The sequence below is a fragment of the Tropicimonas marinistellae genome, assembly GCF_001509585.1.
GTDB classification, from domain to species: domain Bacteria; phylum Pseudomonadota; class Alphaproteobacteria; order Rhodobacterales; family Rhodobacteraceae; genus Tropicimonas; species Tropicimonas marinistellae.
On record NZ_LNCI01000008.1, the window covers coordinates 1 to 24,975 of the forward strand.

Annotated in this window: 18 protein-coding genes; 11 read left to right on the forward strand and 7 right to left on the reverse strand. The window is 63.8% G+C overall.

The annotated features are described in order from the left end of the window. The first annotated feature begins 168 nt into the window (after nucleotides 1-168). From ARC39_RS17070 to ARC39_RS17085, 4 genes are all read left to right on the forward strand, one after another. Nucleotides 169-2,469 (forward strand): NADP-dependent malic enzyme, encoded by a 2,301-nt coding sequence (locus ARC39_RS17070; protein ID WP_149866470.1) that lies wholly within the window; start codon nucleotides 169-171, stop codon nucleotides 2,467-2,469. A 372-nt stretch (nucleotides 2,470-2,841) separates the two neighbouring features. After that, entirely contained in the window at nucleotides 2,842-3,882 is a 1,041-nt protein-coding gene (gene folE2, locus ARC39_RS17075; protein ID WP_068116283.1) for a GTP cyclohydrolase FolE2, read from the forward strand. Between the two features lie 89 nt (nucleotides 3,883-3,971). Then, on the forward strand, nucleotides 3,972-5,204 hold the full coding sequence (locus ARC39_RS17080) for a glycerate kinase type-2 family protein (RefSeq protein ID WP_068116284.1): 1,233 nt from the start codon (nucleotides 3,972-3,974) through the stop codon (nucleotides 5,202-5,204). Nucleotides 5,205-5,245: 41 nt separating this feature from the next. Then, complete coding sequence (locus tag ARC39_RS17085; RefSeq protein ID WP_068116062.1) at nucleotides 5,246-7,783, forward strand: putative PEP-binding protein; 2,538 nt, start codon at nucleotides 5,246-5,248, stop codon at nucleotides 7,781-7,783. 12 nt (nucleotides 7,784-7,795) lie between these two features. On the opposite strand, the gene argE is transcribed toward ARC39_RS17085, so the two are convergent. From argE to rfbB, 4 genes are all read right to left on the reverse strand, one after another. Beyond that, complete coding sequence (gene argE / locus ARC39_RS17090; protein WP_068116063.1) at nucleotides 7,796-8,980, reverse strand: acetylornithine deacetylase; 1,185 nt, start codon at nucleotides 8,978-8,980, stop codon at nucleotides 7,796-7,798. A 2-nt stretch (nucleotides 8,981-8,982) separates the two neighbouring features. After that, nucleotides 8,983-10,167, reverse strand: a complete 1,185-nt coding sequence (gene doeA / locus ARC39_RS17095; RefSeq protein ID WP_068116064.1) for an ectoine hydrolase DoeA — start codon at nucleotides 10,165-10,167, stop codon at nucleotides 8,983-8,985. Nucleotides 10,168-10,334: 167 nt separating this feature from the next. Continuing rightward, nucleotides 10,335-11,756: a methyl-accepting chemotaxis protein gene (locus tag ARC39_RS17100; protein ID WP_149866471.1), complete on the reverse strand. Its 1,422-nt coding sequence runs from the start codon at nucleotides 11,754-11,756 to the stop codon at nucleotides 10,335-10,337. 627 nt (nucleotides 11,757-12,383) lie between these two features. Further along, complete coding sequence (gene rfbB, locus ARC39_RS17105; protein ID WP_068116066.1) at nucleotides 12,384-13,427, reverse strand: dTDP-glucose 4,6-dehydratase; 1,044 nt, start codon at nucleotides 13,425-13,427, stop codon at nucleotides 12,384-12,386. A 559-nt stretch (nucleotides 13,428-13,986) separates the two neighbouring features. Here rfbB and ARC39_RS17110 point away from each other — a divergent pair. The 5 genes from ARC39_RS17110 (at nucleotide 13,987) to ARC39_RS17130 (ending at nucleotide 18,988) form a co-directional block, all read left to right on the forward strand. After that, a complete protein-coding gene (locus ARC39_RS17110; protein ID WP_068116067.1) occupies nucleotides 13,987-15,540 on the forward strand; it encodes an acyl-CoA carboxylase subunit beta in 1,554 nt (517 codons plus the stop codon). A gap of 13 nt (nucleotides 15,541-15,553) precedes the next feature. Beyond that, on the forward strand, nucleotides 15,554-15,955 hold the full coding sequence (locus ARC39_RS17115; protein WP_068116068.1) for an OadG family protein: 402 nt from the start codon (nucleotides 15,554-15,556) through the stop codon (nucleotides 15,953-15,955). Continuing rightward, the gene (locus tag ARC39_RS17120; RefSeq protein WP_068116069.1) at nucleotides 15,955-16,362 is read left to right on the forward strand and encodes an acyl-CoA carboxylase biotin carboxyl carrier protein subunit; all 408 of its coding nucleotides are present in this window, start codon (nucleotides 15,955-15,957) and stop codon (nucleotides 16,360-16,362) included. The genes ARC39_RS17115 and ARC39_RS17120 overlap by 1 nt, the downstream gene beginning before the upstream one ends. Nucleotides 16,363-16,378: 16 nt before the next feature. Further along, nucleotides 16,379-17,530 carry a sodium ion-translocating decarboxylase subunit beta gene (locus ARC39_RS17125; protein WP_068116070.1) on the forward strand — a complete coding sequence of 384 codons (1,152 nt, stop codon included), beginning with the start codon at nucleotides 16,379-16,381 and terminating at the stop codon, nucleotides 17,528-17,530. 255 nt (nucleotides 17,531-17,785) lie between these two features. Further along, nucleotides 17,786-18,988: a hypothetical protein gene (locus tag ARC39_RS17130; RefSeq protein ID WP_068116071.1), complete on the forward strand. Its 1,203-nt coding sequence runs from the start codon at nucleotides 17,786-17,788 to the stop codon at nucleotides 18,986-18,988. An 84-nt stretch (nucleotides 18,989-19,072) separates the two neighbouring features. Here the strand turns inward: ARC39_RS17130 and dnaJ are convergent, their stop codons facing one another. Both dnaJ and dnaK read right to left on the reverse strand, forming a co-directional pair. Further along, nucleotides 19,073-20,227 (reverse strand): molecular chaperone DnaJ, encoded by a 1,155-nt coding sequence (dnaJ, locus tag ARC39_RS17135; protein ID WP_068116072.1) that lies wholly within the window; start codon nucleotides 20,225-20,227, stop codon nucleotides 19,073-19,075. Nucleotides 20,228-20,300: 73 nt separating this feature from the next. Further along, nucleotides 20,301-22,214 carry a molecular chaperone DnaK gene (gene dnaK, locus ARC39_RS17140; RefSeq protein ID WP_068116073.1) on the reverse strand — a complete coding sequence of 638 codons (1,914 nt, stop codon included), beginning with the start codon at nucleotides 22,212-22,214 and terminating at the stop codon, nucleotides 20,301-20,303. 166 nt (nucleotides 22,215-22,380) lie between these two features. Between dnaK and ARC39_RS17145 the strand changes: the two genes are divergently transcribed. Continuing rightward, the gene (locus ARC39_RS17145) at nucleotides 22,381-23,016 is read left to right on the forward strand and encodes an alpha-ketoglutarate-dependent dioxygenase AlkB family protein (RefSeq protein ID WP_068116074.1); all 636 of its coding nucleotides are present in this window, start codon (nucleotides 22,381-22,383) and stop codon (nucleotides 23,014-23,016) included. Nucleotides 23,017-23,128: 112 nt separating this feature from the next. Then, nucleotides 23,129-23,668 (forward strand): NADPH-dependent FMN reductase, encoded by a 540-nt coding sequence (locus ARC39_RS17150; RefSeq protein WP_068116075.1) that lies wholly within the window; start codon nucleotides 23,129-23,131, stop codon nucleotides 23,666-23,668. 24 nt (nucleotides 23,669-23,692) lie between these two features. Here ARC39_RS17150 and ARC39_RS17155 read toward each other — a convergent pair whose 3' ends face one another. Then, nucleotides 23,693-24,916 carry a DUF2254 domain-containing protein gene (locus ARC39_RS17155; protein WP_068116076.1) on the reverse strand — a complete coding sequence of 408 codons (1,224 nt, stop codon included), beginning with the start codon at nucleotides 24,914-24,916 and terminating at the stop codon, nucleotides 23,693-23,695. Nucleotides 24,917-24,975: the final 59 nt, after the last annotated feature.

Consider the following 24,975-nt stretch of genomic DNA (forward strand, 5'->3'; position numbering starts at 1 on the left):
CGACCTCCTCGCGAGAATCAGTTGACGGCCCGGGCCGGGGCACCAACCACGGAACCGGGCGGTATGGATATGCGCCGGCCTCGCCACTGAACGGTTGCCGCAACCGGGCGAACAGGGCAAAAGGCCTGACGGAAGATCCTTGGGAGACGTGGGGGAGCACGGCAGGACATGGCGGACACGGACGACATCGATATCAACGAGGCCCCGGGTACGCCGCGGTCGGCTCCGCTGGATTACCACGAGTTCCCACGCCCGGGAAAACTCGAGGTGCGGGCAACGAAGCCGCTGGCCAACAGCATCGACCTGACCCGGGCCTATTCGCCCGGCGTGGCCGAGGCCTGTGTGGAGATTGCGCGCGACCGTTCCAACGCGACCCGCTACACCGCCAAGGGGAATCTCGTCGCGGTCGTCTCGAACGGGACGGCCGTGCTCGGCCTTGGCGACATTGGCGCACAGGCCGCGAAGCCCGTGATGGAGGGCAAGGCGGTCCTGTTCAAGAAATTCGCGAATATCGACTGCTTCGATCTGGAGGTGAACGAGACCGATCCGAAGAAGCTGGCCGAAATCGTCTGCGCGCTGGAGCCCACCTTCGGGGCGGTGAACCTGGAGGACATCAAGGCACCGGATTGTTTCGAGGTCGAAGAGATTTGCCGGGAGCGCATGAATATCCCGGTCTTCCACGACGACCAGCACGGCACGGCCATCGTGGTGGGCGCCGCCGCGACCAACGCGCTGCGGGTCGCCGACAAGCGGTTCGAGGATATCAAGGTCGTCTCCACCGGCGGCGGCGCGGCCGGGATTGCCTGTCTGGACATGCTCATCATGTTGGGCGTCAAGCGGGAGAATATCTGGCTCTGCGACCTTCACGGCCTGGTCTACGAAGGCCGCGAGATCGACATGAACCCGAAGAAGGCCGGGTTTGCACGCGAAACCGATCTGCGGACGCTGGACGAGGTCATCGACGGGGCGGACATGTTCCTCGGCCTCTCGGGTGCGAATGTGCTCTCGCCGGAAATGGTGAGCCGCATGGCCCGGCGCCCGATCATCTTCGCACTGGCCAATCCGGTTCCGGAGATCTTCCCAGACGTGGCCCGCACGGCCGCGCCGGATGCGATCATCGCCACCGGGCGGTCGGACTACCCCAACCAGGTCAACAACGTGCTCTGCTTCCCGTTCATCTTCCGCGGCGCGCTGGATGTCGGGGCCACGGACATCAACGACGAGATGAAACTGGCCTGTATCTCGGCCATGGCGTCGCTGGCCCGCACGACAACGGCGGCGGAGACCGCCGCGGTCTACAAGGACGAGCAGCTCACGTTCGGCGCCGATTACCTGATCCCGAAACCGTTCGATCCGCGGCTGACGGGCATCATCGCGACCGCAGTCGCCAGGGCCGCCATGGACTCCGGCGTGGCGAGCCGGCCGATTGCCGATCTCGACGCCTACAGGCAGGAACTCGACAGCGCGGTCATCCGCTCCGCATTGCTCATGCGCCCGGTGTTCGAGGCGGCATCAAAGGCGCGCCGCCGGGTCGTCTTTGCCGAAGGTGAAAGCGAGCGGGTGCTCCGCACGGCAAACGCGATGCTGGAGGAGACCACGACGGTGCCGATCCTGATCGGGCGGCCTGACGTGGTCAATGCGCGACTGGAGGCGGCGGGCCTGTCGATCCGGCCCGGACATGACTTCGAACTGGTCAACCCGGAGCACGATTCACGTTACCGGGACTACTGGCAGAACTATCACCGCATCATGGCGCGTCAGGGCGTTACCCCGGAGCTCGCCCGCACCATCATGCGCACCAACACCACGGCCATTGCCGCGATCATGGTGCATCGTGGAGAGGCCGACAGCATGATCTGCGGCACCTTCGGCCAGTTCAGCTGGCATCTGCGCTACGTGACGCAGCTCTTGCAGGAAGGGACGCTCAACCCGGTGGCGACGGTCTCGATGATGATCCTCGAAGACGGGCCGCTGTTCGTCTCCGACACCCAGGTCAATCACCAGCCGACGTCCGAACAGATCGCCGAAACGGTTATCGGCTGCGCGCGGCACATCCGCCGGTTTGGCATCGAGCCGAAGATCGCCCTGTGTTCGTTTTCGCAATTCGGCAACCTGGACATCGATTCCGGTCGCCGCATGCGCGGTGCGCTGGAAATCCTCGACGCACGCAAGCCCGACTTCATCTACGAGGGCGAGATGCATCTGGACGCGGCGCTCGACCCGGAGATCCGCGAACGCCTGCTGCCGGATTCCCGGTTGGAGGGTTCGGCAAACGCCCTGGTCTTCGCCAATGCCGACGCTGCGAGCGCCGTGCGAAACATCCTGAAGACGAAGGCCGACGGGCTCGAGGTCGGGCCGATCCTGATGGGGATGGGGAACCGGGCGCATGTGGTGACACCTTCGATCACGTCGCGCGGTTTGCTAAACATGGCCGCGCTGGCCGGAACGCCGGTGGCGCATTACGGCTAAGTCCGCGGACCACACGGTCGCGCTCACGGACGTCGATTCAAACGCCCTCCCTTCCGGAGGGCGTTCCTCTTGATGGAAATCCATGGCGAGCCTGACACACAACCATCGTTGATTGAATCTGGTATACCTAGTACCATGATTGGGGCCGTCGCCCGTCTCGGGAGATCGGCGGCCAGGGGAGGCAATGGCACGGCCGGCTTCGCAGGAAGCATGCCGGCATCGGAGGAAGACGTGAAGATCTGCAATTGGCCGGACACGCTGCCCGGAGCCACTGCCCGCGCGGTCTCGAATCCAGACGCGCAAGCCGGGTCTGCCGGCGCCCAGGCCAACGACGCTGTCGCGGCGCGAGACTTTCCGTCGGCTGACGAAGTTCTGAGGCTCATCGACGCCCTTCCGACAACCGCACAGGGCCGCGAAACGGCCGAGCTCAGGGCGGCCGTCGTCGGCATGATGCGAAACGAGGCCAGCACGGCACCGACCCTGTCGCGCCAGTATCCGCAGGATTTCTCCGTCGATGCCTCCTATCGCTCGGGTCTGCCCGACTTGCAGAACGGGCCCGACAGCCTGATCCGCGGCGCGCGTGACCAGATCCGCCATGTGGGCATTTCCAACTTCCGCCTGCCCGTCCGCTACCGGATGCGATGCGGTGGGGATCTGACGCTGGAGACGTCGGTCTCCGGCACGGTCAGCCTCGCGGACGACCGTAAGGGCATCAACATGTCCCGCATCATGCGCAGCTTCTACGCCTCGGCCGAACGGGCGTTCAGCTTCGACGTGATGGAGGATGTTCTGCGCGGTTATCGCGCAGACCACCAAAGCCCGGCCGCGAGGTTGGCGATGAACTTCCGCTTTCCGGTCCGCGTGCAATCCTTGCGGTCCGGTCTCGAAGGCTACCAGTATTACAACACGACGCTGGAAGTCGCCGACCAGGAAAACACGCATCGCCAGGTGATCCACCTCGATTACGTGTATTCCTCGACCTGCCCATGTTCGCTGGAACTCTCCGAACATGCGCGTGCAACGCGGGGCCAGCTTGCCACACCGCATTCGCAGCGCTCGGTTGCGCGGCTTTCCGTCGTGGTCCGGCCCGGGTCCGGGATCCTCTGGTTCGAGGATGTGGTCGACATGTGCCGCCGGGCCGTTCCGACGGAGACGCAGGTCATGGTCAAACGGGAGGACGAACAGGCGTTTGCCGAGCTCAACGCGGCCAACCCGATCTTCGTGGAGGACGCTGTGCGGCTTTTTGCCGAGCAACTGGCCGGTGACGACAGGATCGCCGATTACAGGGTCGTCGCGAGCCATCAGGAAAGCCTGCACAGCCACGACGCCGTGGCCGTCATCGCGCGCGGACCGGCCTTCGAACAGCTGCCGATCGAACCCCACCTGTTCGACGATCTGCGCAACCTGCGATGAGGCCGGACTCGATTGCCTCCGACGCTCATCGGACGCGCACGCAGACGAACACCCGCTCGGTGACGGACGCCGATGCGCTCCTGCGGGCCATGTTCGAGGCGGCGATAGCGGCGGCGATGCCCGCGAGCTGTGTACCGCCCCATCTGCCGGAATATCCGCCGGTTGGCCGGCTTGTCGTCATTGGCGCCGGCAAGGCGTCTGCCGCGATGGCCCGGGCTGCCGAGGCGCACTATGGCCGGCCGTTGGAGGGGCTCGTGGTGACGCGCTATGGCCATGCCGTGGATTGTGCCGGCGTGGAGATCGTCGAAGCCGCGCATCCGGTGCCGGATTCGGCAGGGCAACGGGCCGCCGAGCGGATGCTGGCCCTGGCGGCAGGGCTGGGGAAGGACGATACGGTCCTGTGCATGATATCCGGCGGCGGCTCGGCACTACTGACACTGCCGGCCGAGGGACTCAGCCTCGAGGAAATGCAGGCGATCAACCGCGATCTGCTGCGCAGCGGCGCGAGCATCGACGAGATGAATTGCCTGCGACGGCACCTCTCGGCCATCAAGGGCGGCCGTCTCGCCGCGGCCTGCGCCCCGGCGAGGGTGGTCAACCTGTTGATCTCCGACGTACCGGGCGACGCGCCGATCAATATCGCTTCGGGACCGAGCGTGGCGGACCCGACGACCTGTTCCGACGCACTCGCAATCGCGGAACGATACGGGCTGGACCTGCCGCAACGGGCACAGGAGCTCCTCCGGTCGGGCGCCGGAGAAACGCTGAAACCCGGCGCTCCCGAACTGCGGCGTGTCGAGACGCATCTGGTTGCCGCGCCGCAGGCATCGCTGGAGGCGGCAGCTCGCATTGCCGACAAGGCCGGTATCGCGGCCCACATCCTCAGCGATTCCATAGAAGGCGAAGCGCAGGATGCCGCGAAGGCTCTGGGGGCGATCGCGCGGCAGGTGGCCCAGCGCCAGCAACCCTTCGCGAAACCCTGCATTCTTGTCTCCGGTGGCGAGACGACCGTCACCCTGCGCGGGGAGGGGCGCGGCGGGCGGAACGTCGAGTTCCTGCTGTCGCTTGCCTGCGTGCTCGACGGGACCGACGGGATATATGCAATCGCCGGCGACACGGATGGCGTGGACGGCCGTGAGGAGATCGCCGGCGCAATGATCCGCCCCGACACGCTCGCGCGCGGAAGCGCCCTGGGGATGAATGCGCGGGACTTTCTTGACCGGAACGACGCACACACGTTCTTCGAGCGGCTCGGAGATCAGGTTGTGACCGGCCCGACATTGACGAATGTGAACGACTTCAGAGCGATCCTTATAGCCTGATGTAGTACTCTGGCAGGATGGATCGTGGGAGGCGGCCGGACATGAAGAACCACAACACAGCGGATGACCTGGTTCGCATTGCGCCGAATGCGCTGGTGGAGCGCGACACGTTCGGCGAACGCGCGCATGACTTGCAGTGCCTGATCGACAACGCAATCCAATGCCCGGAAACTATCGCGATCTCCTGCCGGCGCGTACATCACATTGCCGAGGGTTTGCGCATGGACATGCCGGCGCTGCTCGCGCCCTTCGGCCCGTCTCCGCTTCTGTCGGTGCAGCCGTCGAGCCCGGACCGGGCATGGGGCGGACCACCCGGTTTCCACGATGTCGGGATGAACCTGGCGATCATGGAGCAAAAGCTCCGAGACGGCCGGGTCGCGAACTTGAACGGCCGGTACTTCGCCTACATCCTGCGTTTCGCGACCGATGTCGCCCGCCTCGATCCGGAGCCCTTCGAGGAGGCGGCCGCTGGCGCCGACCCAGTCGACGCAGCGTTGAAGGCGTTCGAAGCGGAAATGGGGGAACCCTTTCCGCAGGATCCCGGGCAACAGCTCGCCGATGTCCTGTCGTCGATGGCGACCGCATGGGAAGGCGTCACCGCGCGCCTTTTGCGCCAGTCGCAGGGATCGCCGATCGATGCCGGTCTCGGTTTGCTGATTCAGGACCATCGCTGGAGCCTGGGAAATGCGGACTTCGGCGCGGGAACGTGCCGGCTCTACGACCGCGCGACCGGGAGCGAACGGATCAACGGACGCTTTCGGTCCGGGTCCGCCCTTGAAGACAGCGATGCGCTCGACCACGCGCAGGATGGCAAGGAAATGGATCTGGAAACCACCTTCAAGGACGCGTTTCCGGATCTGTTCGCCAATATTGCAGATATCCTGCGAACCGGCCGTACCGTGTTCAAGGACGACCGGGACTACAGTTTCATCGCCGCCAACGATCACGTGCTTATCGTCGATGCGCGCAAGGCAAATCGCGGCGTGCAGGCACAGATCAACAATGCGGTGTCGCTTGTCGAAGCGGGTATCATCTCGAAGGACGAGGCGCTCCTGCGGATAGAGCCCAAATCGCTCGCCGAGCTTCTTCATCCGCAGATCAGCCTGGACGGCGAACAGACGCCGGTCTTTGGCGGCGTTGCCGCCTCGCCCGGTGGCGCCTGCGGACGCGTCGTCTTCAGCGCCCAATCCGTGCAGGCCTACGCGTCTCAGGATATCCCCTGTGTGCTGGTGCGGCGCGAGACCGGCCCCGAGGATATACGCGGCATGCACCTGGCAAAGGCGGTCGTGACCGAGCGGGGCGGGATGACCAGTCATGCCGCGGTGATTGCCCGCGGGCTCGGCGTGCCCTGCATCACCGGTGCGGCGGAGATCTCGATATCTGCCGACGGCGATTCGTTCAGGACGCAGGACGGGGCGCTGTTCCGAGAAGGCGACGTGATAACCGTCGACGGCACCAACGGCGACGCCTATGCCGGCGAGGTGCCGCTGGTTCCGCCCGAACAGGATGCAGGATTCCAGACGTTCATGTCCTGGGCCGACGAGATCCGCGATGTGGGTATCCGCGCGAATGCCGACACGCCGGAGGACGCCGCATTGGGGTTGACGCTCCATGCCGACGGGATCGGCCTGTGCAGAACCGAGCACATGTTCTTTGAGCCCCTACGGCTGAACGTGATGCGGGAGATGATATTTGCGGAGTCCGAAGTGGACCGCCGGACCGCGCTCGAACAACTCCGCCCGATGCAGCAGAGCGACTTCAAGGACTTGTTCGTGACCATGGACGGTCTGCCTGTCTGCATTCGCCTGTTCGACCCGCCTCTGCACGAGTTCCTGCCAACCGACCGCGCGGGGTGTTCCAACCTGGCAAAGTCGCTCGGATTGTCGCTGACCGAGGTCACGAAGCGCATCGCGGCCATTTCCGAGTTCAACCCGATGCTTGGAATGCGCGGCGTGCGGCTTGGCATCATGCACCCTGAAATCTACGACATGCAGGTGCGCGCCATTCTCGAAGCCGCGATCGAGGCAAGCTCCGTCGTCGGCAAGCAGATCGAGCCCGAGATCATGATCCCACTCGTGGCAAGTTCGCTTGAGGTCCGGCTGGTCAAGGAACGGATCGAAAGCGTTGCGGCCGCCGTGCGCATCGCGACGGGCCGCGATATCCGGTACCGGACCGGCGTGCTGGTAGAGACTCCGCGCGCGGCCCTTTGCGCGAATGAAATTGCCGAACACGTCCAGATTCTGAGCTTCGGAACGAACGACCTCACGCAGATGACCTTCGGGTTGTCGCGTGACGACGTTGGCCGCTTCATGAAGGCATACGTCCAGCGGGGCGCAATCTCGCACGACCCGTTCGAAATGCTGGACAAGACAGGCGTTGGAGAACTCATGCTGCTGGGGGCAAGCCGGGGGCGGGAGGTCAACAAGGACATTGTCCTTGCGGTCTGCGGCGAGCACGGCGGCGATATCGATACCATCGAGTTTTGCAGAAAAGCCGGGTTCGACTACTTCTCCTGCTCACCGTTCCGGGTACCGATTGCGCGCCTGTCAGCGGCGCAACTCGCCGTGCGGTCGCCGTAGCTTCCCGGTGCGCTAGACCGCGCTGGCGCTCGCGGACGGGGCCGTCAAATGCGGCACTAGACCCTCCAGCATGGCCAGGCACGACTGTAACTGCGCGACCTCCAGGTACTCGTCCGGCTGATGCGCCTGGGCGATGGAGCCGGGACCGCAGATTGCAACGGACATACCCATTGACTGAAACAGCCCCGCCTCGGTTCCGAATGCCACCAGGCCAGCCGTGGCCGCGCCTGTCAGCGCGAGGGCGAGGTCGCGGGCCGCGTTCTCCCGCACCGGGAGCAATCCGTCGATCTCCGCGATGACCTCGGTTTCGATCCGGGCATTGGGGGCTGTCTGCTGCATCTCTGGCAGCAAGACGTCGCTGCAGAGGGCTTCCACGGCCGCCCGGACGAACCGCGCGTCCTCGGCCGTCACCGGGCGTGTTTCCCATTCGACTTCGGCCATCCCGGCAAGGACGTTGCGTGCAATGCCGCCCTGCAGGCGACCGACATTCAACGTGCTCCAGGGAGGATCGAACCGGCTGTTCGTCGGAGCCCGTTCGCGCAATTCACGCCGGATTTCCAGCAACCGATGCACGAAGCGCGCCGCGAATTCGACGGCGTTGACGCCTTTTTCCGGTGCCGATCCATGTCCGTCGGTCCCGTGGAAGCGCGTGGTGTATTCGTTGCATCCCTTGTGCCCCTCGACCACGCGCATTTCCGTCGGCTCCCCGACGATTGCCATTGCAGGCGCAACGCCCCTGCGTCTCAACTCGGCCACCAACTGCTGCGCGCCGAGACAACCGACCTCCTCGTCATAGGTGAAGGCGACGTGCAGCGGGCGGCACAACGGGCGACCCGCGAATTCCGGAAGGCAGGCGAGAACGGCGGCGAGAAACCCCTTCATGTCGCAGGTGCCTCGGCCATAGAGCCGTCCTTGTGCCCGACGCAGCCGGAACGGGTCGCCCGTCCATCCGGGCCCGTCTGCCGGCACGACGTCGGTGTGGCCGGAGAGCACGAGGCCGCCATCAGCCTCGGGTCCGAGCGTCGCAAAGACATTGGCCTTCGTTCCGGTGGCGTCGTGAGACAATTCCACCGTCGCGCCCATGTCCTCAAGGCGGGTGGCGAGATACGTGACCATCTCGAGGTTCGGCGCGGCCGAAACGGTAGGAAAGGCGACCAGATCCTCAAGGATCGCGATGGCGGAGGCGAGCCGATCCATCGTCAATCCTTCACGAAGAGGCGGCGCGGCCTGTCGCAAAAGCACTCCGCCGGACCGTCGGGGCGGATCAGGATGCTCTCGGTGATCTCCAGCCCCCAATCCTCCATCCAGAGGCCGGGCATGAAATGGAACGTCATGCCGGGCTCCAGGATCGTTTGATCCTCGGCGCGCAGGGAAATGGTGCGCTCGCCCCAATCGGGGGGATAGCTCAGCCCGATCGGGTATCCGCAGCGCGCGCCCCGTTCGATACCGGCGCGCTCCAGCGGCGCCGCGAGCGCGTTGGCGACATCGGCCGCGCGGTTGCCCGCACGGGCGGTGTCGAGCCCGGCCTCCAGCCCCTCGACCAGTGCCGCCTCCGCCCGGCGAAAGGTCTCCGTGGGTGGGCCAAGGAACACCGTCCGGCACAATGGAACGTGGTAGCGGCGGTAGCAGCCGGCAAGTTCGAAGAACGTTGCCTCGCCCGCGCGAAAGGGCGACCCATCCCAGGTCAGATGCGGGGCGGCGGCGTCCGACCCGCTGGGCAGCAGCGGAACGATGGCGGGGTAGTCGCCCCAATCGTCACCGGAGCCCCGCACGAGGTCACGATAGATTTCGGCAACCAGCTCGTTCTTGCGCATTCCCGGTTCGATACGGTCGAGCACGCCGTCCATCACCGTCTCGACAATCCGGGCCGCCTTGCGCATGAACGCGATCTCTTCGTCGGATTTCACGGCGCGTTGCCAGTTCACCAACGCGGTCGCGTCGACCAGGTCCGCATCGGGCAATTCCTCGCACAGCGTCGTGTAGGCTTTTGCCGAGAAGTAGTAATTGTCCATCTCGACGCCGATACGGGATCGGCTGTCGCCGTACTCCCGAATGAGCGCGGCAAGATCCTGCATCGGATGGCGCTCGGTCGATTGAACGAAATTGTCCGCGTAGCCGCGAACGTTCGACGGTTCCATCCAGACCGTCCGGAGTGCGCCATTCGCATCCTGCCTCCGGCCCCACCAGAGCGGATCGCGGTCCGGAGTGACCAGCACGCCCTGATGGACATAGAAGGACCAGCCGTCGTAACCGGTTAGCCATGCCATGTTCGACGGATCCTGGACGAACAAGAGGTCGATCCCGGCGCGTTCCATCGCGGCGCGCACCTTCGCCAGCCGCCGCGCATACTCGGCCGCGCTGAACGGCAATTGCACTGTCGCCATGGGCGTCTCCACGTATCAAACCAACCACCGGAGACGACCGAACCGCCTCGCCCGTTCCGCGTTTGCAGAAGACCGCAATTTGGATGCGTCATTCAAGGGATCATTCTGGCCCGTCGGCTGGTTTCGCCCCCCGGCAGGCGCGGCGATTGGCACCCGGCCCGCGACGATCAGAGTTGATAGGCAAGGCGGAGCCCGCCCCAATGACGATCTGCGGCCCAGATGGGGGCCGACACGTCCTTCATCATGACGAATTCGCCGCCGCCCATGTCACGGCGATAGATCTGAACCAGAAAAGGCGACGTGCTTTGGCCCGCTTTCAGACCTACGCGATCATCGAAGATCCTCCGGTTCCGGCAATGTGCAGCGTTCCAGACCGGATCGGCGCCCTGCGGTTGCGAGAACTTGCGGTTGTGCGTTGGCAGGTAGCCATTGCGATCCACAGCGGCACAGAAAACGACGCGCGGATCGAGTTCGAGGGCGGCTTCCAGTATTGGCGGCAATATCCGGTCAGTGAGCATCGTGAACGGTGCAAGTACCTGCTGCGGGTCAGTGCCGGTCACGGGTGTGTAGTGTTCGGAAAACAGATCGCGCTCGGCAATGCGGCCGTCTGCAAGGGTCTTGTCGAACTGGTGTCCGATCTCGTCCGCCGCCGCCCGGCAATGTGCGATGAATGCCGCATCTCCGGTTTCACCACCGAGTTCGACGCTCTCCTGCACGATCACTTCCGACCGGTCGACAAGCCCGTGGACCCTGCTGCGAGAATCCGTGATACCGCGCGTCGTGTCCCGCGCGGCAGACACAACCTGATGAATTGCCGGCGCGAAGCCCGCAATCGCCTCCCGCACTGTCTCGGCCTCCGCGGTCACGTTCTCCGCATTTCTCGCGGAAAGGCGAACGCCGGCGGAGATCGCGGTGAGCGCTGCATCCGTGCGAGCGGAATCCTCCAGCACGGATCCGGCGTCGTGGGAAATGCCGGTGGCTTCCGCCCGCATCGCCGAGATCATCTCCGCCAGGGTCCTGACCGATGAGGTTATGCTCTCGGCCGCCTGACTTGTCTGTTGGCTGAGGTCGTTGATCGCATCGGCAACCACCGAGAAACCGCGGCCGAAATCTCCGGCCCGCGCCGCCTCTATCTTGGCATTGATGGCGAGGATGTTCACCTGTTGTGCAATTGCGGCGATGTTGCCGTTTTCTGATTCCACCGACTCCAGCGTCTCGCCGATTGCCTCCATCCGGCCGCCGACACCCTCGACCCAGGCGGCGATATTCCGCGTCCGGTCGCTGGCGTTCTTTACGTCGCTCACGGAGGTTTCAACCTGCGCCTCCGCGTCCGCGCAGGCATCCGAGACCGACGTGATCGCGGACCTAACGGAAGAATTCGCGGTCACAATCCGCTCCGCAAGCGTCTGGACGCTTTCCATCGTCGAAACCTGCGCCTTCGCCGTGCCTTCGATCTGGTCCAGCAAGGCGGCGACGTCCACGATCCCGAATCCGATGTCCGATGCATGTTGCACGAGGCTCGTGAGCCCGCCGGATTGCGCGGAGGGGTTCGACTGTCGGTTGTCCCGGAACAGGGGCGCTGGCGGCATGGTGCGGCTCCATTGAAAGGCCATCGCACGGTAAGGCGCCTTCCTTTCTGCCGCGTTAAGCCGATCCGTGCGGAGATACCGCGTTCCTGGCAAGCCGGGAGAGCCGAAGCCGGCAGCGGGACACCCGCTGATGCGGCAGGTCGGCGCGTGAATCTGCCGGTACGAAATTGGACGATATCAACAAATTGTTTCCGATTTCAGACGCTCCGTTAACCTTTGGCGACGGCCACATTCCCGCCACAGAACCGGTCGTCCCGAAGGACAGTCCCAGCCAGTTTCCACCATTGCCGCTTGGCGGAAGAACAATCAGGGGTGAGAAGGGCGTGCCCGCCACAATCGTGGCACTGCCGCGGGAATGTGGTCACTTTTCCTCCGCTGTCCGCCGGGTCTGGGGCGAACGGGACATCATTGGCCCCAATTCCGCAGCCATACTTACACCCGTCACGGGCCAAGATGTTCGGTCCTGGCAGCGTAATGAGTACCGGTGCGGGAGGTTCGTTCAGCTTGGACGCCTCCCGTACCAGCTTCTGAGGCCCCCTGGTTCCGGTTCAAGAGTCACCCTGCCCCTCGGTCTGTGCGCCGGACCGTTGGGCGGGACCGTTTTTGGAGCGTCTTACGACATCCCGTTCAGCCGGCCGTTCCCAGTCGCTTTCCCACACCGTTCCGGCCTCGGAGCGCCAGCCACCAGTCCCGGTTCTCGAGATACCAACGGACTGTGCGCTCCAGACCGTCTTCCAGAGAGACCGTTGCACGCCATCCCAGTTCTTCCCGGATTCGACTCGGGTCGATTGCATAGCGCGCGTCGTGACCCGGGCGATCCGCAACAAACGAGATCAGGTCGGAATAGGAACCCCGGTCTCGCGGCTGAAGCGAGTCCAACCGCGCGCATATCTTCTGGACGAGTTCGAGATTCGAGCATTCGCTCTCGCCGCCGATATTATAGGTGCGTCCCGGAACGCCCTTTTCAAGAACGCGCAAAAGGGCATCGACGTGATCCTCCACGAAGAGCCAGTCCCGCCGGTGGGAGCCGTCGCCATAGACCGGGATTTCCCGCCCCGACAACGCATTGAGGATCACCACCGGAATCAGCTTTTCGGGAAACTGGTACGGGCCGTAATTGTTGGAGCAATTGCTGACGACCACCGGGAGGCCGTAGGTCGTATGCCAGGCGCGTGCGAGGTGGTCCGAGGCTGCTTTCGTTGCCGAATAGGGGGACCGTGGATCGTAGGACGTGCGCTCATCGGATATCCCGCCCGGCGCCACGGACCCAAAGACCTCGTCGGTCGAGACGTGATGAAACCGGAAGGATTCCGGACGCCCGCGGTCGTCCCAGTAGGCCCTCGCGGCCTCGAGCAAGTGAAAACTCCCGACGACATTCGTGTCGACGAATGCCGCCGGACGGTCGATCGAGCGATCCACATGGCTTTCGGCGGCAAGGTGCAACACCGCATCGGGGCGGTGTGCCGCAAAGATCCGATCCAACGCAGTGCGGTCACAGATGTCTGCCCGCTCGAACGCATAGCCGGGCGCTTCCGCGACGCTCGCCACATTCGCCAGGCAGGCGGCGTAGGTCAACGCGTCGACGTTTACCACATCGTGCCCGCGCGCGATCGCCGACCGAACGGCCGCCGAACCTATGAATCCGGCACCGCCGGTGATCAGGATCTTCATCCGACGCTCCCAATGACGAGAGAGTTATCCAACCTTCCAACCAACGCGCCCGCCTGCCGCTCCGTCCTACTCCGACAGTGGTGCTGAACCCAATACAGCTGCAACCGGGAACCGTCGACACAGCCTTTTCCAAAAGGGTGCGCGATCCGCGTGGGACATATCTTTCGCATGTCCTCAGGCGCTCGTTCGGGCCTCGGTGTTCATGTCATCGGACGCTGGCGAAGGCGGCGTTTCAGCAACTCGGGTTTCGAAATCCAGGATAGACGCGAAACGGCGTTTTCGGCCCCCGAAACGGCTGTTCCGCGCCATTTTAGCGCATTTGCAGCGGGCGAAATGCCGGTTTGCGTTCGTGTGTTTTTCGCGGTTTTTGCCCTGTGCGGTCTTTACTTCTGGTCAGAAGGGCGCATTACGTTGCGTGCCACAAGGGTGAAACATCCCGAGGAAGGAGGGTCCTGACACCGACCCGGCGGATTCGGTTAGACCGCGGGGGAAGGCCCTGCCAGTTCCCGAAAACCGCCACGCCCATCCCCGGGCGCGGCCTCAGCAAAGCGGTTCTATCATGGCGATATCCAAGCCTCTCGCGGACGAGTTGGACAAGCGGCGCGCCGTTGCACTGGACGGCGGCGGCGAAAAGAAAGCCGAAGCCCGACACGCCAAGGGGCAAATGACGGCCCGTGAACGCCTCGACGCGCTGTTCAGCAAGGGCACGTTCCAGGAGTTCGGCCTGCACGCGCAACACAAGACACGGCATTTCGGAATGGAGAAGAAGTCCATTCCCACCGATGGGGTTATCACGGGCTCCGGCTTCGTCGATGGACGGCCCGTCGCGGCATTCAGCCAGGATTTCGGCGTCGTCGGCGGTTCGCTGGGCGAAATCCACTCCAAGAAGATCTGTCACACACTGGATCACGCCGTCAAAGCCGGCATCCCGGTCATCGGCTTCAACGATTCCGGCGGGGCGCGGATTCAGGAAGGCGTGGGGTCGCTCGCCGGCTACGGCCAGGTGTTCTACCGCAACGTGCAGCTCTCCGGGGTCGTCCCGCAGATCTCCATCATCGCCGGCCCCTGCGCAGGCGGCGCGGCCTATTCCCCGGCGCTCACCGATTTCATCATCATGACCCGGCAAAATGCCCAGATGTTCATCTGCGGCCCCGAGGTCATCCGTTCCGTCACCGGGCAGGTGACAACCATGGACGAGATCGGCTCGGCCAACGCCCATGCGTCGGTGTCGGGCAACATTCACTTCATTGCCGAAGACGACGCACACGCCATCGCCATCGCGCACCGGCTTCTGTCCTTCCTGCCGTCCAACAACATGATGGACCCGCCGCACCGGGTGGAGCCCGATCTCTCCATCGTTGACGATCCCGCGCTGGACGAACTGGTGCCCGAAGATCCCAAGACCCCCTTCGACTGCCGCGAAGTCATCAAGCATCTCGCGGACGACGGCGACTTCATGGAAGTGCAGCAACTCTTCGCGCAGAACATCGTGATCGGCTTCGGCCGGATCGGCGGCATCGTCGTGGGCTTCGTCGCCAACCAGCCGACGGTCAAGGCCGGGACGCTGGACATCGACGCCTCCGACAAGGCGGCACGCTTCGTGCGCTTCTGCAACGTCTACAATATCCCGCTGGTCACCCTCGTGGATGTCCCCGGCTTCCTGCCCGGCGTCAACGAGGAGCGGCGCGGCATCATCCGCCACGGCGCCAAGATGCTCTTCGCCTATGCCTCTGCCACGGTGCCGAAAATCACCGTGATCATGCGCAAGGCCTATGGGGGCGCCTACCTGGCCATGTGTTCCGAAGACATGGGGGCCGACCGTGTCATGGCCTGGCCAACCGCCGAGATTGCGGTGATGGGGGCTGAGGGCGCGGTGAATATCCTCTATCGCAAGGAACTGGCCGAGGCCGAGGACAGAGGCGCCAAAGCCAAGGAACTGGCCGACGAGTACCGGGCGGAATTCGCAACGCCCTATCTCTCTGCCGGTGAACTCATGGTGCACGACATCATCCACCCGCGCCAGACGCGCTCTGCCATCGCACTGTCGCTGCGCGGCCTGATGTCCAAGCGCGAGACCCGCCCGCCGAAGAAACACGGCAACATCCCGCTGTAGGAGGGGACATCGAATGCTCGAAAGTCTCGGACTTATCGGAACGGGCTTTGCCGTCGTGATGTCGGTGCTGGCATCGCTCTGGGCTGCCTGTTCGGTGATCGGCAAGTTCTTCAACCGGCCAAAACCGGACTCCACCTCCGCGACGCAGGCGGCCCCTGTGCCGCCGAGGGCAGCCGTGGCCTCGCGTGCGGGTGTGCCGCCGCACCACCTGGCCGCGATCTGCGCGGCGGTCGCGGACACCTTCGGGCCCGGCTACGTCGTTACACGCGTCGCCGCGCCGTCGCACAAAGTCACCGAATGGCCCATCGAAGGCAGAAAAGACACCTTCCAGGGCCGTCGTATCCGTAGGGACTGGGGTCCGACCCGGCCAACACTGGGTGGCGAAACCCCCAATATTCTGAGAGGACAGCAATAATGAAACGGCTGCGGATCACCGTGCAGGGCATCGCCTATGACGTGACGGTGGAAGACCTGGACACTCCCGCCACCCCGACCACCACTGCTGCGCCGGCACCCGCCGCTGCCGCACCGACGCCGACGCCGGCCCCGGCTGCGCCCGCCCCCGCTCCGGCAGCGGCGCCTGCTGCCGCACCGGCCGCACCCGCCGGCGATGGCGCCGTCCCCAGCCCGCTGGCCGGCACCGTGGTCAGCGTGGACGTCTCGGTCGGGCAGAAGGTCGCCAGCGGCGACACGCTGCTCGTGCTCGAAGCGATGAAGATGAACACAAACATTGGCGCACCGCAGGACGGCACGGTGACCGCCGTCAACGTGACCCCCGGTTCAACAGTGACCGAGGGACAGGTCCTCGTCACACTTTCCTGAATAAGGGGCCTCTTCGATGGAAGGCACCACCACAGAGACTTCCAAGCTGCAACAGCTCTGGGAACTGACCGCGATATCCGACGTCACCCTTTCGATGGTGATCATGTGGGTGGTCATTGCCGTGCTGTTCTACCTGGCGGTCTACAAGAAATACGAACCCCTCCTCCTCATCCCCATTGCCTTCGGTGCGTTGCTGGCCAACTTGCCGACCGAGGGGTTGATCAACCAACCGCATGGCGACCACCCTGGCGGGCTGTACTATTACATCTCGCTGGGCGTGGAATACGAGATCTTCCCGCCATTGATCTTCCTGGGCGTGGGCGCTCTGACGGACTTCGGCCCGCTGATCGCCAATCCCCGGACGCTCCTGCTGGGTGCAGCCGCGCAATTCGGCGTCTTCGCGACGTTCCTCGGCGCGACGATCATCGGCTTTTCGCCACAGGAAGCCGGCGCAATCGGCATCATCGGCGGCGCGGACGGCCCGACCTCGATCTTCCTGGCCAACAAGCTTGCGCCGCACCTGCTCGCTCCCATCGCCGTGGCCGCGTACAGCTACATGGCGTTGGTACCGATGCTGCAGCCGCCGATCATGCGGGCGCTGACCACCGAAGAAGAACGCAAGATCCGTATGAAGTCCCTGCGGGAAGTCACCCGGCTTGAGAAACTGATCTTCGCCGGAATGGTGACCATCGTCGTTATCCTGCTGGTACCGGCCGCGTCGGCGCTGATCGGCATGCTGATGCTGGGCAACTTCCTGCGCGAAAGCCTTGTGACCGAGCGTCTGACAAAGGCGGCACAGAACGAGTTGATCAACGTCGTGACGATCTTCCTCGGCACCTCCGTGGGCATCACCATGACCGGCGACGCGTTCCTGAACGCATCGACGCTCAAGATCCTCGGGCTTGGCGTGATCGCCTTCGGGATCGCCACCGCCTGCGGTGTGCTCATGGCCAAGCTGATGAACGTCTTCAGCAAGAACAAGATCAACCCGCTGATCGGCTCCGCCGGCGTCTCCGCCGTGCCCATGGCCGCTCGTGTGAGCCAGGTTGAAGGCCAGCGTGCTGATCCGGGGAACTTCCTGCTGATGCATGCCATGGGCCCGAACGTCGCCGGTGTGATCGGTACGGCCGTGGTCGCCGGGTACTTCATCGCCTGGTATGCCGGCTGATCGGCCGAAGGTCCGCTTACTCCACTCACGACGCCAGAAGAAAGGCCCGCAGGAAACCCCGCGGGCCTTTCTACTCTGATCTCTCGGTCCGTTCAGCCCGCATTTGAGAAACGCCCGAGACGCGACCCTCTAACCACCGCGCGACGCCGGATAGGATCGACATCGCGGGCAGCTTCCGCCCGATTTCCGTCGCAATACCGCCACTCTTTCGAACCTAGAATTCACAGATCTCGGGGGAAGGAGTGGAGTGAGCCGATGCATACGTGGAAATCTGTTCTGACAGCCGTGGTGATACTTGGGCTGCCGGTCGCGATGGGCGGCCAAGGCGTGCTGGATCTGGGCGACCACGGTGCCGCCTATGCCAAAAAGGGGGAGAACAACGGCAAGGGGGGCGGTAGCGGTAAATCAAGCAAGTCCGAAAAGTCGAAGGGCGGAAAGAGCGAGAAGTCATCCCGCACGAAAGCATCGAAGTCCGGCAAATCCGGTGGCTCGACCAAGGCAGATCGCACGAAGAGCGGCAAAAACCCCTTCGTTAAAATCCGGAGTGCTCTTTCTGGGAAGCCGACAGCGACAGAGCGCCCAGAAAAGAAACTGTCCAAGCGGACAGGGGCCGTAAAAACCGCGTCGGTGCGAAGGAGCGCGCCTGAGAAAACGCTAAAACCCATGAAGCGACCGGCAATGGCGATGGCAGGCGGGGCGCTCGCGTCGGACCTCAAGAGCCTCAATTCCCTCAGTCGCAACATCAACGGAATGATGAACGGCAAGGACGCGAAGATGGACCCGTTCCGGGACTTCATCATCGCCAGTGCGGAGAACGAGGTGGCGCAGGAAGAGCTGGAACGCGCAATAGCGGCGCTTGCCATGACGCAGGCCGACTACGATGAGATCGCGGCCGCATATGAGCTCCCCGAAGATCCGGCAGACGCGCTGAGCGCTCTCGAAGCGCTTGCCGATGCACATATCGCACCCGAGGAACCGATGCCTCCGGCGGAAACGGACCCCGAATACGATGACCTCTATCCCAAGTGGCTAGAGGCACATTCGGAATGGGAAAGTGAATATGAAACCTGGAAAGAGGAAAACGCGAAGCTGACGGAGGCCGTCGCCACGGCGAAGCAGCTTCAATCCGACAGTGAAACGTTGACGGCGGCCGAGGAGACGGCGACCCGAACGTCGGAAGCGGCCTCGGAGGAGGTCATGCGTCAAGCGATGGTGGATTCCCTGAATTCGACGGGGGCTGGCCCGGTCGCCGACGAGGATCTCACGCAGGAAATGGAGGATTGGGTCGCAGCGCGGCTTGGTGTCGACGACCATGACGGTTTGATCGACGACTACAGGGCCATTCAAGCGACGACCGACTTGGATGACACGAGCGCCGAGGACCCGGAAGTGTTGGACGAAGACGACGCCCTTGAAAAGGAAGAGGACGTTGAGGCGTCGGAAGTCGCTCTGAAATGAAGACGGGCGACCTTTGAAACTTCGCCGGATTGCGGCTTCAGAGGCTTTCGTACCTTCCGTCGGCCTCTGAAGGCGCTGGCATCATCAGCTTTTCATCTCGTCCCAGAAGCTCTTCACCCGCGAGAAGAAGTTGGACGAGCGCGGGTTGTTCTCCGCGCTCAACTCCTCGAACTCGCGCAAGAGCTCCTTCTGGCGGGCTGACAGGTTTACCGGGGTCTCGACCACCAGTTCAATGAACATATCGCCCAGTCCCGCGCCCCGCAGGGCCGGCATGCCCTTGCCGCGCAGACGCATCTGTTTGCCCGTCTGAGACCCGGCGGGCACCTTCACCCGGCTGCGGCCGCCGTCGATGGTGGGCACCTCTATGTCGCCGCCTAGGGCAGCCGAGGTGAAACTCACGGGCACATGGCAGAAAAGGTGCTGTGCGTCGCGCTTGAACAGGTCGTGTTCGGCCACGTCGATGAAGATGTAGAGATCGCCCGATGGCCCGCCGCGGGTACCGGCATCGCCTTCGCCGGCAAGGCGAATCCGCGTTCCGGTTTCCACGCCTGCCGGGATATTGACCGAGAGCGAGCGCTCCTTCTCCGTCCGGCCGCTGCCCTTGCAGGTCTGGCAGGGGTTCTTGATGATCTGACCGAGGCCGTTGCAGGTGGGACAGGTGCGCTCGACGGTGAAAAACCCCTGCTGCGCACGCACCTTGCCCATCCCCGAGCAGGTCGGGCAGGACACAGGCTCCGCGCCGCCCTCGGCGCCCGTTCCGGAACAAACGGAACAGGCGACCGACGTGGGCACGCTGATCGTTTTCTGGACGCCGGTATAGGCTTCCTCCAGGGACACCCGAAGGTTGTAGCGAAGGTCGGACCCACGCGCAGCACGCTGGCGCGGGCCGCCGCCGCCCCGCTGGCCACCCATGAAATCCCCGAAGAGGTCATCGAAGACGTCGGAAAAGGCCGAGGCGAAATCGCCTTGCTGGTTGAAGCCGCCGCGGGCACCGCCGCCGCCACCCATACCGCCCTCGAAGGCCGCGTGTCCGAACCGGTCATAGGCCGCCTTCTTCTCGGCATCCTTCAGGACATCGTAGGCCTCGTTCACTTCCTTGAACTGGGCCTCGGCATTGGGATTGTCGGAATTGCTGTCGGGGTGAAGCTCGCGCGCCTTGCGGCGGTAGGCTTTCTTGATGTCTGCCTCCGAGGCTCCACGCGCAACGCCCAGCACCTCGTAAAAGTCACGTTTTGCCATCGGTTATCCTCTTGCCTCCAACACGCGAGCCGGCCCGGTTTCCCGGACCGGCTCCGTGAGAGGGTTCCGGCGCTTAGCGCTTTTCGTCGCCAAGATCCTCGAAGTCGGCATCCACGATGTCTTCGTCGACACCGTGCGGCTCATCCTCGCCCTCGGGCGCGGCCTCGCCAGCCTTCTCCTGCTCGGCCTTGTAGATCGCCTCGCCGAGTTTCATCGCGGCCTCGGTCAGGTTCTGGATACCGGACTTGATCTTGCCCAGGTCCTCGCCTTCCAGCGCCTCTTCGAGCGGCCCCATGGCAAGTTCGATTGCCTCGACCGTCGACGGATCGACCTTGTCGGAGTGATCGGCCAGAGACTTCTTGGTCGAGTGCAGCAGGCTCTCGCCCTGGTTTTTCGCCTCGACCAGTTCCTTCTTCTCCTTGTCCGCTTCGGCGTTCGCCTCGGCGTCCTTGACCATCTGGTCGATCTCGTCGTCGGAGAGACCGCCGGAGGCCTGGATCGTGATGTTCTGCTCCTTGCCGGTGCCCTTGTCCTTGGCGGAGACCGACACGATGCCGTTGGCGTCGATGTCGAAGGTCACTTCGATCTGCGGCATGCCGCGCGGTGCCGGCGGGATGTCCTCAAGGTTGAACTGGCCCAGGAGCTTGTTGTCCGCGGCCATCTCGCGCTCGCCCTGGAACACCCGGATCGTCACCGCGTTCTGGTTGTCCTCGGCGGTGGAGAAGATCTGGCTCTTCTTGGTCGGGATCGTGGTGTTGCGGTCGATCAGGCGGGTGAACACACCACCCAGAGTCTCGATACCCAGGCTGAGCGGCGTCACGTCGAGAAGGACCACGTCCTTGACGTCACCCTGCAGCACGCCGGCCTGAATCGCGGCACCAGCGGCGACTACCTCGTCGGGGTTCACGCCCTTGTGCGGCTCCTTGCCGAAGAACTTGGTAACCTCTTCCACGACTTTGGGCATGCGCGTCATGCCGCCGACAAGCACGACCTCGTCGATGTCGCCCACCGAGATACCGGCATCCTTGAGCGCGGCCTGGCAGGGCTTGATCGACTTCTTGATCAGGTCGCCCACGAGGCTTTCCAGCTTCGCGCGGGTCAGCTTCATCACCATGTGCAGCGGCGTGCCGCCGTTGGGGTCCATCGAGATGAAGGGCTGGTTGATCTCGGTCTGCTGGCTCGACGAGAGCTCGATCTTGGCCTTCTCGGCAGCTTCCTTCAGACGCTGCAGGGCCATCTTGTCCTTCGACAGATCGACACCGTGCTCTTTCTTGAACTCGTCGGCGAGGTACTGGACGATCCGCATGTCGAAGTCTTCACCGCCGAGGAACGTGTCGCCGTTGGTGGATTTCACTTCGAAGAGGCCCTCGTCGATCTCCAGGATCGTCACGTCGAAGGTGCCGCCGCCGAGGTCATAGACGGCGATCGTCTTGGTCTCTTCCTTGTCGAGACCATAGGCCAACGCAGCCGCGGTCGGCTCGTTGATGATCCGCAGCACTTCGAGACCGGCGATCTTCCCGGCGTCCTTGGTGGCCTGACGCTGGGCATCGTTGAAATAGGCCGGGACGGTGATGACAGCCTGGCTGACGTCCTCACCCAGATACGACTCGGCAGTCTCCTTCATCTTCTGCAGAATGAAGGCCGAGATTTGCGACGGGGAGTACTTCTCGCCACGGGCTTCAACCCAGGCGTCGCCATTGCCGCCGTCCACGATGTTGTACGGGACGATCTTCCGGTCCTTGGCGACCGCCGGATCATCCTCGCGGCGACCGATCAGGCGCTTGACAGCGAAGATGGTGTTTTCGGGGTTGGTGACGGCCTGCCGTTTTGCGGGCTGACCGACGAGACGTTCGTTTTCGGTGAAGGCGACGATCGACGGAGTCGTGCGCGCGCCTTCGGCATTCTCGATCACGCGGGGCTGCGACCCGTCCATGATGGCAACGCAGCTGTTCGTCGTACCGAGGTCGATACCGATGACTTTGGCCATATGCTTACTACCTCTCTTGGCGATTTACTGGGGCTCGGGCCCTGTCAGGCTCCCGTGCCCCTATCCCAGTTTGACCGGACACGTGCCCGGCCGAGCATCCCGGCGTATATAGGATTGGATAATTGACCCTGCAAGCCGCCATGCGCAGCAGGTATGGTGGGAAATCATGAAGAAAGTGCCAGTATCCTCGCAATCCACGCCCACGCTGACGATTCGCGGCGTCGCACTCTATCAGCGCCTTCTGGATCGTTCGGCACAGACTGCCATGGTAGAGGACTTGCGCCGGGTCGTCGCCGATGCACCGCTCTTCCGGCCGGAGACGCCACGCGGCCAGGCTATGTCGGTGCGGATGACCTCCACAGGGTCCGTAGGCTGGGTCAGCGACCGCCGCGGATACCGATATCAGGAAACCCACCCGAAGGGCATGGCCTGGCCACCGATTCCCGAGAGCGTGCTCGCAATTTGGGACGCTGTCGCCGGGACCGAACGCCAGGCCGATACCTGCCTGATCAACTACTACGACGGAACCGCCCGCATGGGCATGCACCAGGACCGCGACGAAGCGGATTTCGACCAGCCCGTCGTATCGATCTCGCTGGGAGACGACGCGCTCTTCCGCATCGGCAATCTCACCCGTGGCGGAAAGACCGAATCGGTGTGGCTGTCCTCCGGCGACGTCCTGGTCATGGGCGGCGAGGCGCGGCTGGTCTACCACGGGATCGACCGGATCCGGGCCGGTTCATCGGATCTGCTGGCCAGCGGTGGGCGGATCAATCTCACACTGCGGGTTGCCCGCGCGTGATCCGGGCGCGATTTAATGGGCTGGCTTTCGGGTTGGTCATCGCGGTTCCCTACCCTACGTCGTGGAACGGTGAGAACACCGCCGGGCGAGACACGAGCGAAAGGACGCAACCATGACAACCATTCTCGGGCTATCGGGGAGCCTGCGGAAGGCATCGTTCAATACCGGTCTGCTGCGGGCCGCTTCGGATGCAATGCCGGAGGGCACGAAAATGGTGATCGGTACGATCGAGGGCGTCCCCCTTTACAACGGTGACGACGAGGCAGAGTTCGGCACACCTGAGGCCGTGGAACGCCTGCGCACGCACCTCTCCGCCGCGGACGGATTTTTGCTCAGCACCCCGGAATACAACAACGGCATTCCGGGAGTTTTCAAGAATGCGATTGACTGGATGGCCAGCGGAAAGGGCGCGGATGCCTTCGTTGGCAAACCCGTTGCGGTAATGGGCGCGTCGCCGATGACCTACGGAACGGTTCTGGCGCAGGACGCCTGGTGGCCGGTACTCCGAACGCTCAAGACACGGCCGTGGTTCGAGGGGCGCCTCATGGTCGGACGGGCACGCGACCTCTTCGATTCCAACGGCAACCTGACCGATGCCGACATGCGGAAACGGGTGGCCGATTTCGTGCAAGGGTTCGTTGCGAGTTTGTGATGCCTGCGAACGATCACCACCGATTCACGCCACCATCGCCTGCAGGCTTTCCTGCATCTCCTCGATTGCGCCGCGTTCTTGATCGCTGCGCGCCTTGAGACTGAGCATATGCAGGAGATCGTCCATGTGCGCACGTGCCATCGGATCCTGCGCCGCGTAGGGCAACGCCGCGCCGAACGTGCATGCCAGCAGAGAATCGACGGTCAGACGCTTGCGTCCCATCGGGCCGACCGAACGGCTGTCCAACCCGCCATCGAAAGTGAGTGCCAGGTCGAGCGCGGCGTACATCCGGTTGAGACAATCGCGTGCCGTGAACGGATCGTTGATGCCAGGTGAGAGGGCACGTACGGCGATCTCCACGAGTTGATCGGCCAGAAATAGCGGATTCTGATCCTCCGTCCGGCTGTCTCCCACCGCGAAACAGGCCCGGAGTGCGTCGCAGGCGCGTGAGTCCGGGGGCGTATCCGCCGAACCGGCATGAATATCGAGCACCGCGTCGTTGCGGGACACGAAGTCACCGGGCTGCGCGCGCAAGCGCACATGCCAGCCGTGCTGCTCACGCAGTGCCTCCACGCGGTCGGCGTCCAGGGTGCGGATGTAGCCCGATTGCCCCAGGCAAAGACGCACAAGGCACTCTCCGATCGGCTCCTCTGCGGGCTGCGGACCCGGGGTTGCACGGACCTCTCGCGCGATGGCCGCCTCCAACCGGCGGCTCAGACCTGCCGTGATGTTGCTGACATTGATCGTCTCGGGCACATGGTGAATGAAATAGATCATCACGACGACCGAGACGAAGGTTAGCAGCATCGCAATCGCGAGCACGAGATGCGGCACGAAAACCGGTTCATCGGGCCCTTTGACGATACGAAGCGCCTGAAGGCAGAAGGCGAAGGTGGCGATCAGCAAGCCAAGCGACCACTGGTTTCCGCGGTCTCGCATGAAATTTGTCACCAGCCGCGGGCCGAAATTGCCGGAGGCAAACGAAACCGCCACCATCGTCAGGGAGAACATCACGCCGGTGACACCGATCACCGAGCTTGCCATCAACGAAAGCAAGGCGCGTGCGCCCTCGGCCTGCGTATCGTGGAATACTGCCGGCAAGAACACCGGGCCCGCGTTGGGATAGGCTCGGTCAAGCCAGCCCGCCGCAAAGACCAAGACTTGCGACGCCACGAGCAGCACCAACGGCAGGAACCAGTAGCTGGCCCGCATATCTCGGAAAAGCGTCAGAAGCCAGGCACGGGACATCACCTCACAGACATCCGTTCTGGCAGTGAATAGGGTTCATGGCGAGGCCTCGTCACGCG

Bases quoted from the DNA above. Each gene is read 5' to 3' on its own strand.
- ARC39_RS17120 (WP_068116069.1), top strand. From the start codon at position 15,955: ATGAAACGGCTGCGGATCACCGTGCAGGGCATCGCCTATGACGTGACG.
- dnaK (WP_068116073.1), bottom strand. From the start codon at position 22,214: ATGGCCAAAGTCATCGGTATCGACCTCGGTACGACGAACAGCTGCGTT.
- ARC39_RS17150 (WP_068116075.1), top strand. From the start codon at position 23,129: ATGACAACCATTCTCGGGCTATCGGGGAGCCTGCGGAAGGCATCGTTC.
- ARC39_RS17115 (WP_068116068.1), top strand. From the start codon at position 15,554: ATGCTCGAAAGTCTCGGACTTATCGGAACGGGCTTTGCCGTCGTGATG.
- ARC39_RS17145 (WP_068116074.1), top strand. From the start codon at position 22,381: ATGAAGAAAGTGCCAGTATCCTCGCAATCCACGCCCACGCTGACGATT.
- ARC39_RS17130 (WP_068116071.1), top strand. From the start codon at position 17,786: ATGCATACGTGGAAATCTGTTCTGACAGCCGTGGTGATACTTGGGCTG.
- ARC39_RS17070 (WP_149866470.1), top strand. From the start codon at position 169: ATGGCGGACACGGACGACATCGATATCAACGAGGCCCCGGGTACGCCG.
- dnaJ (WP_068116072.1), bottom strand. From the start codon at position 20,227: ATGGCAAAACGTGACTTTTACGAGGTGCTGGGCGTTGCGCGTGGAGCC.
- ARC39_RS17085 (WP_068116062.1), top strand. From the start codon at position 5,246: ATGAAGAACCACAACACAGCGGATGACCTGGTTCGCATTGCGCCGAAT.
- ARC39_RS17155 (WP_068116076.1), bottom strand. From the start codon at position 24,916: ATGTCCCGTGCCTGGCTTCTGACGCTTTTCCGAGATATGCGGGCCAGC.
- ARC39_RS17125 (WP_068116070.1), top strand. From the start codon at position 16,379: ATGGAAGGCACCACCACAGAGACTTCCAAGCTGCAACAGCTCTGGGAA.
- ARC39_RS17110 (WP_068116067.1), top strand. From the start codon at position 13,987: ATGGCGATATCCAAGCCTCTCGCGGACGAGTTGGACAAGCGGCGCGCC.
- rfbB (WP_068116066.1), bottom strand. From the start codon at position 13,427: ATGAAGATCCTGATCACCGGCGGTGCCGGATTCATAGGTTCGGCGGCC.
- ARC39_RS17080 (WP_068116284.1), top strand. From the start codon at position 3,972: ATGTTCGAGGCGGCGATAGCGGCGGCGATGCCCGCGAGCTGTGTACCG.
- ARC39_RS17100 (WP_149866471.1), bottom strand. From the start codon at position 11,756: ATGCCGCCAGCGCCCCTGTTCCGGGACAACCGACAGTCGAACCCCTCC.
- argE (WP_068116063.1), bottom strand. From the start codon at position 8,980: ATGGATCGGCTCGCCTCCGCCATCGCGATCCTTGAGGATCTGGTCGCC.
- doeA (WP_068116064.1), bottom strand. From the start codon at position 10,167: ATGGCGACAGTGCAATTGCCGTTCAGCGCGGCCGAGTATGCGCGGCGG.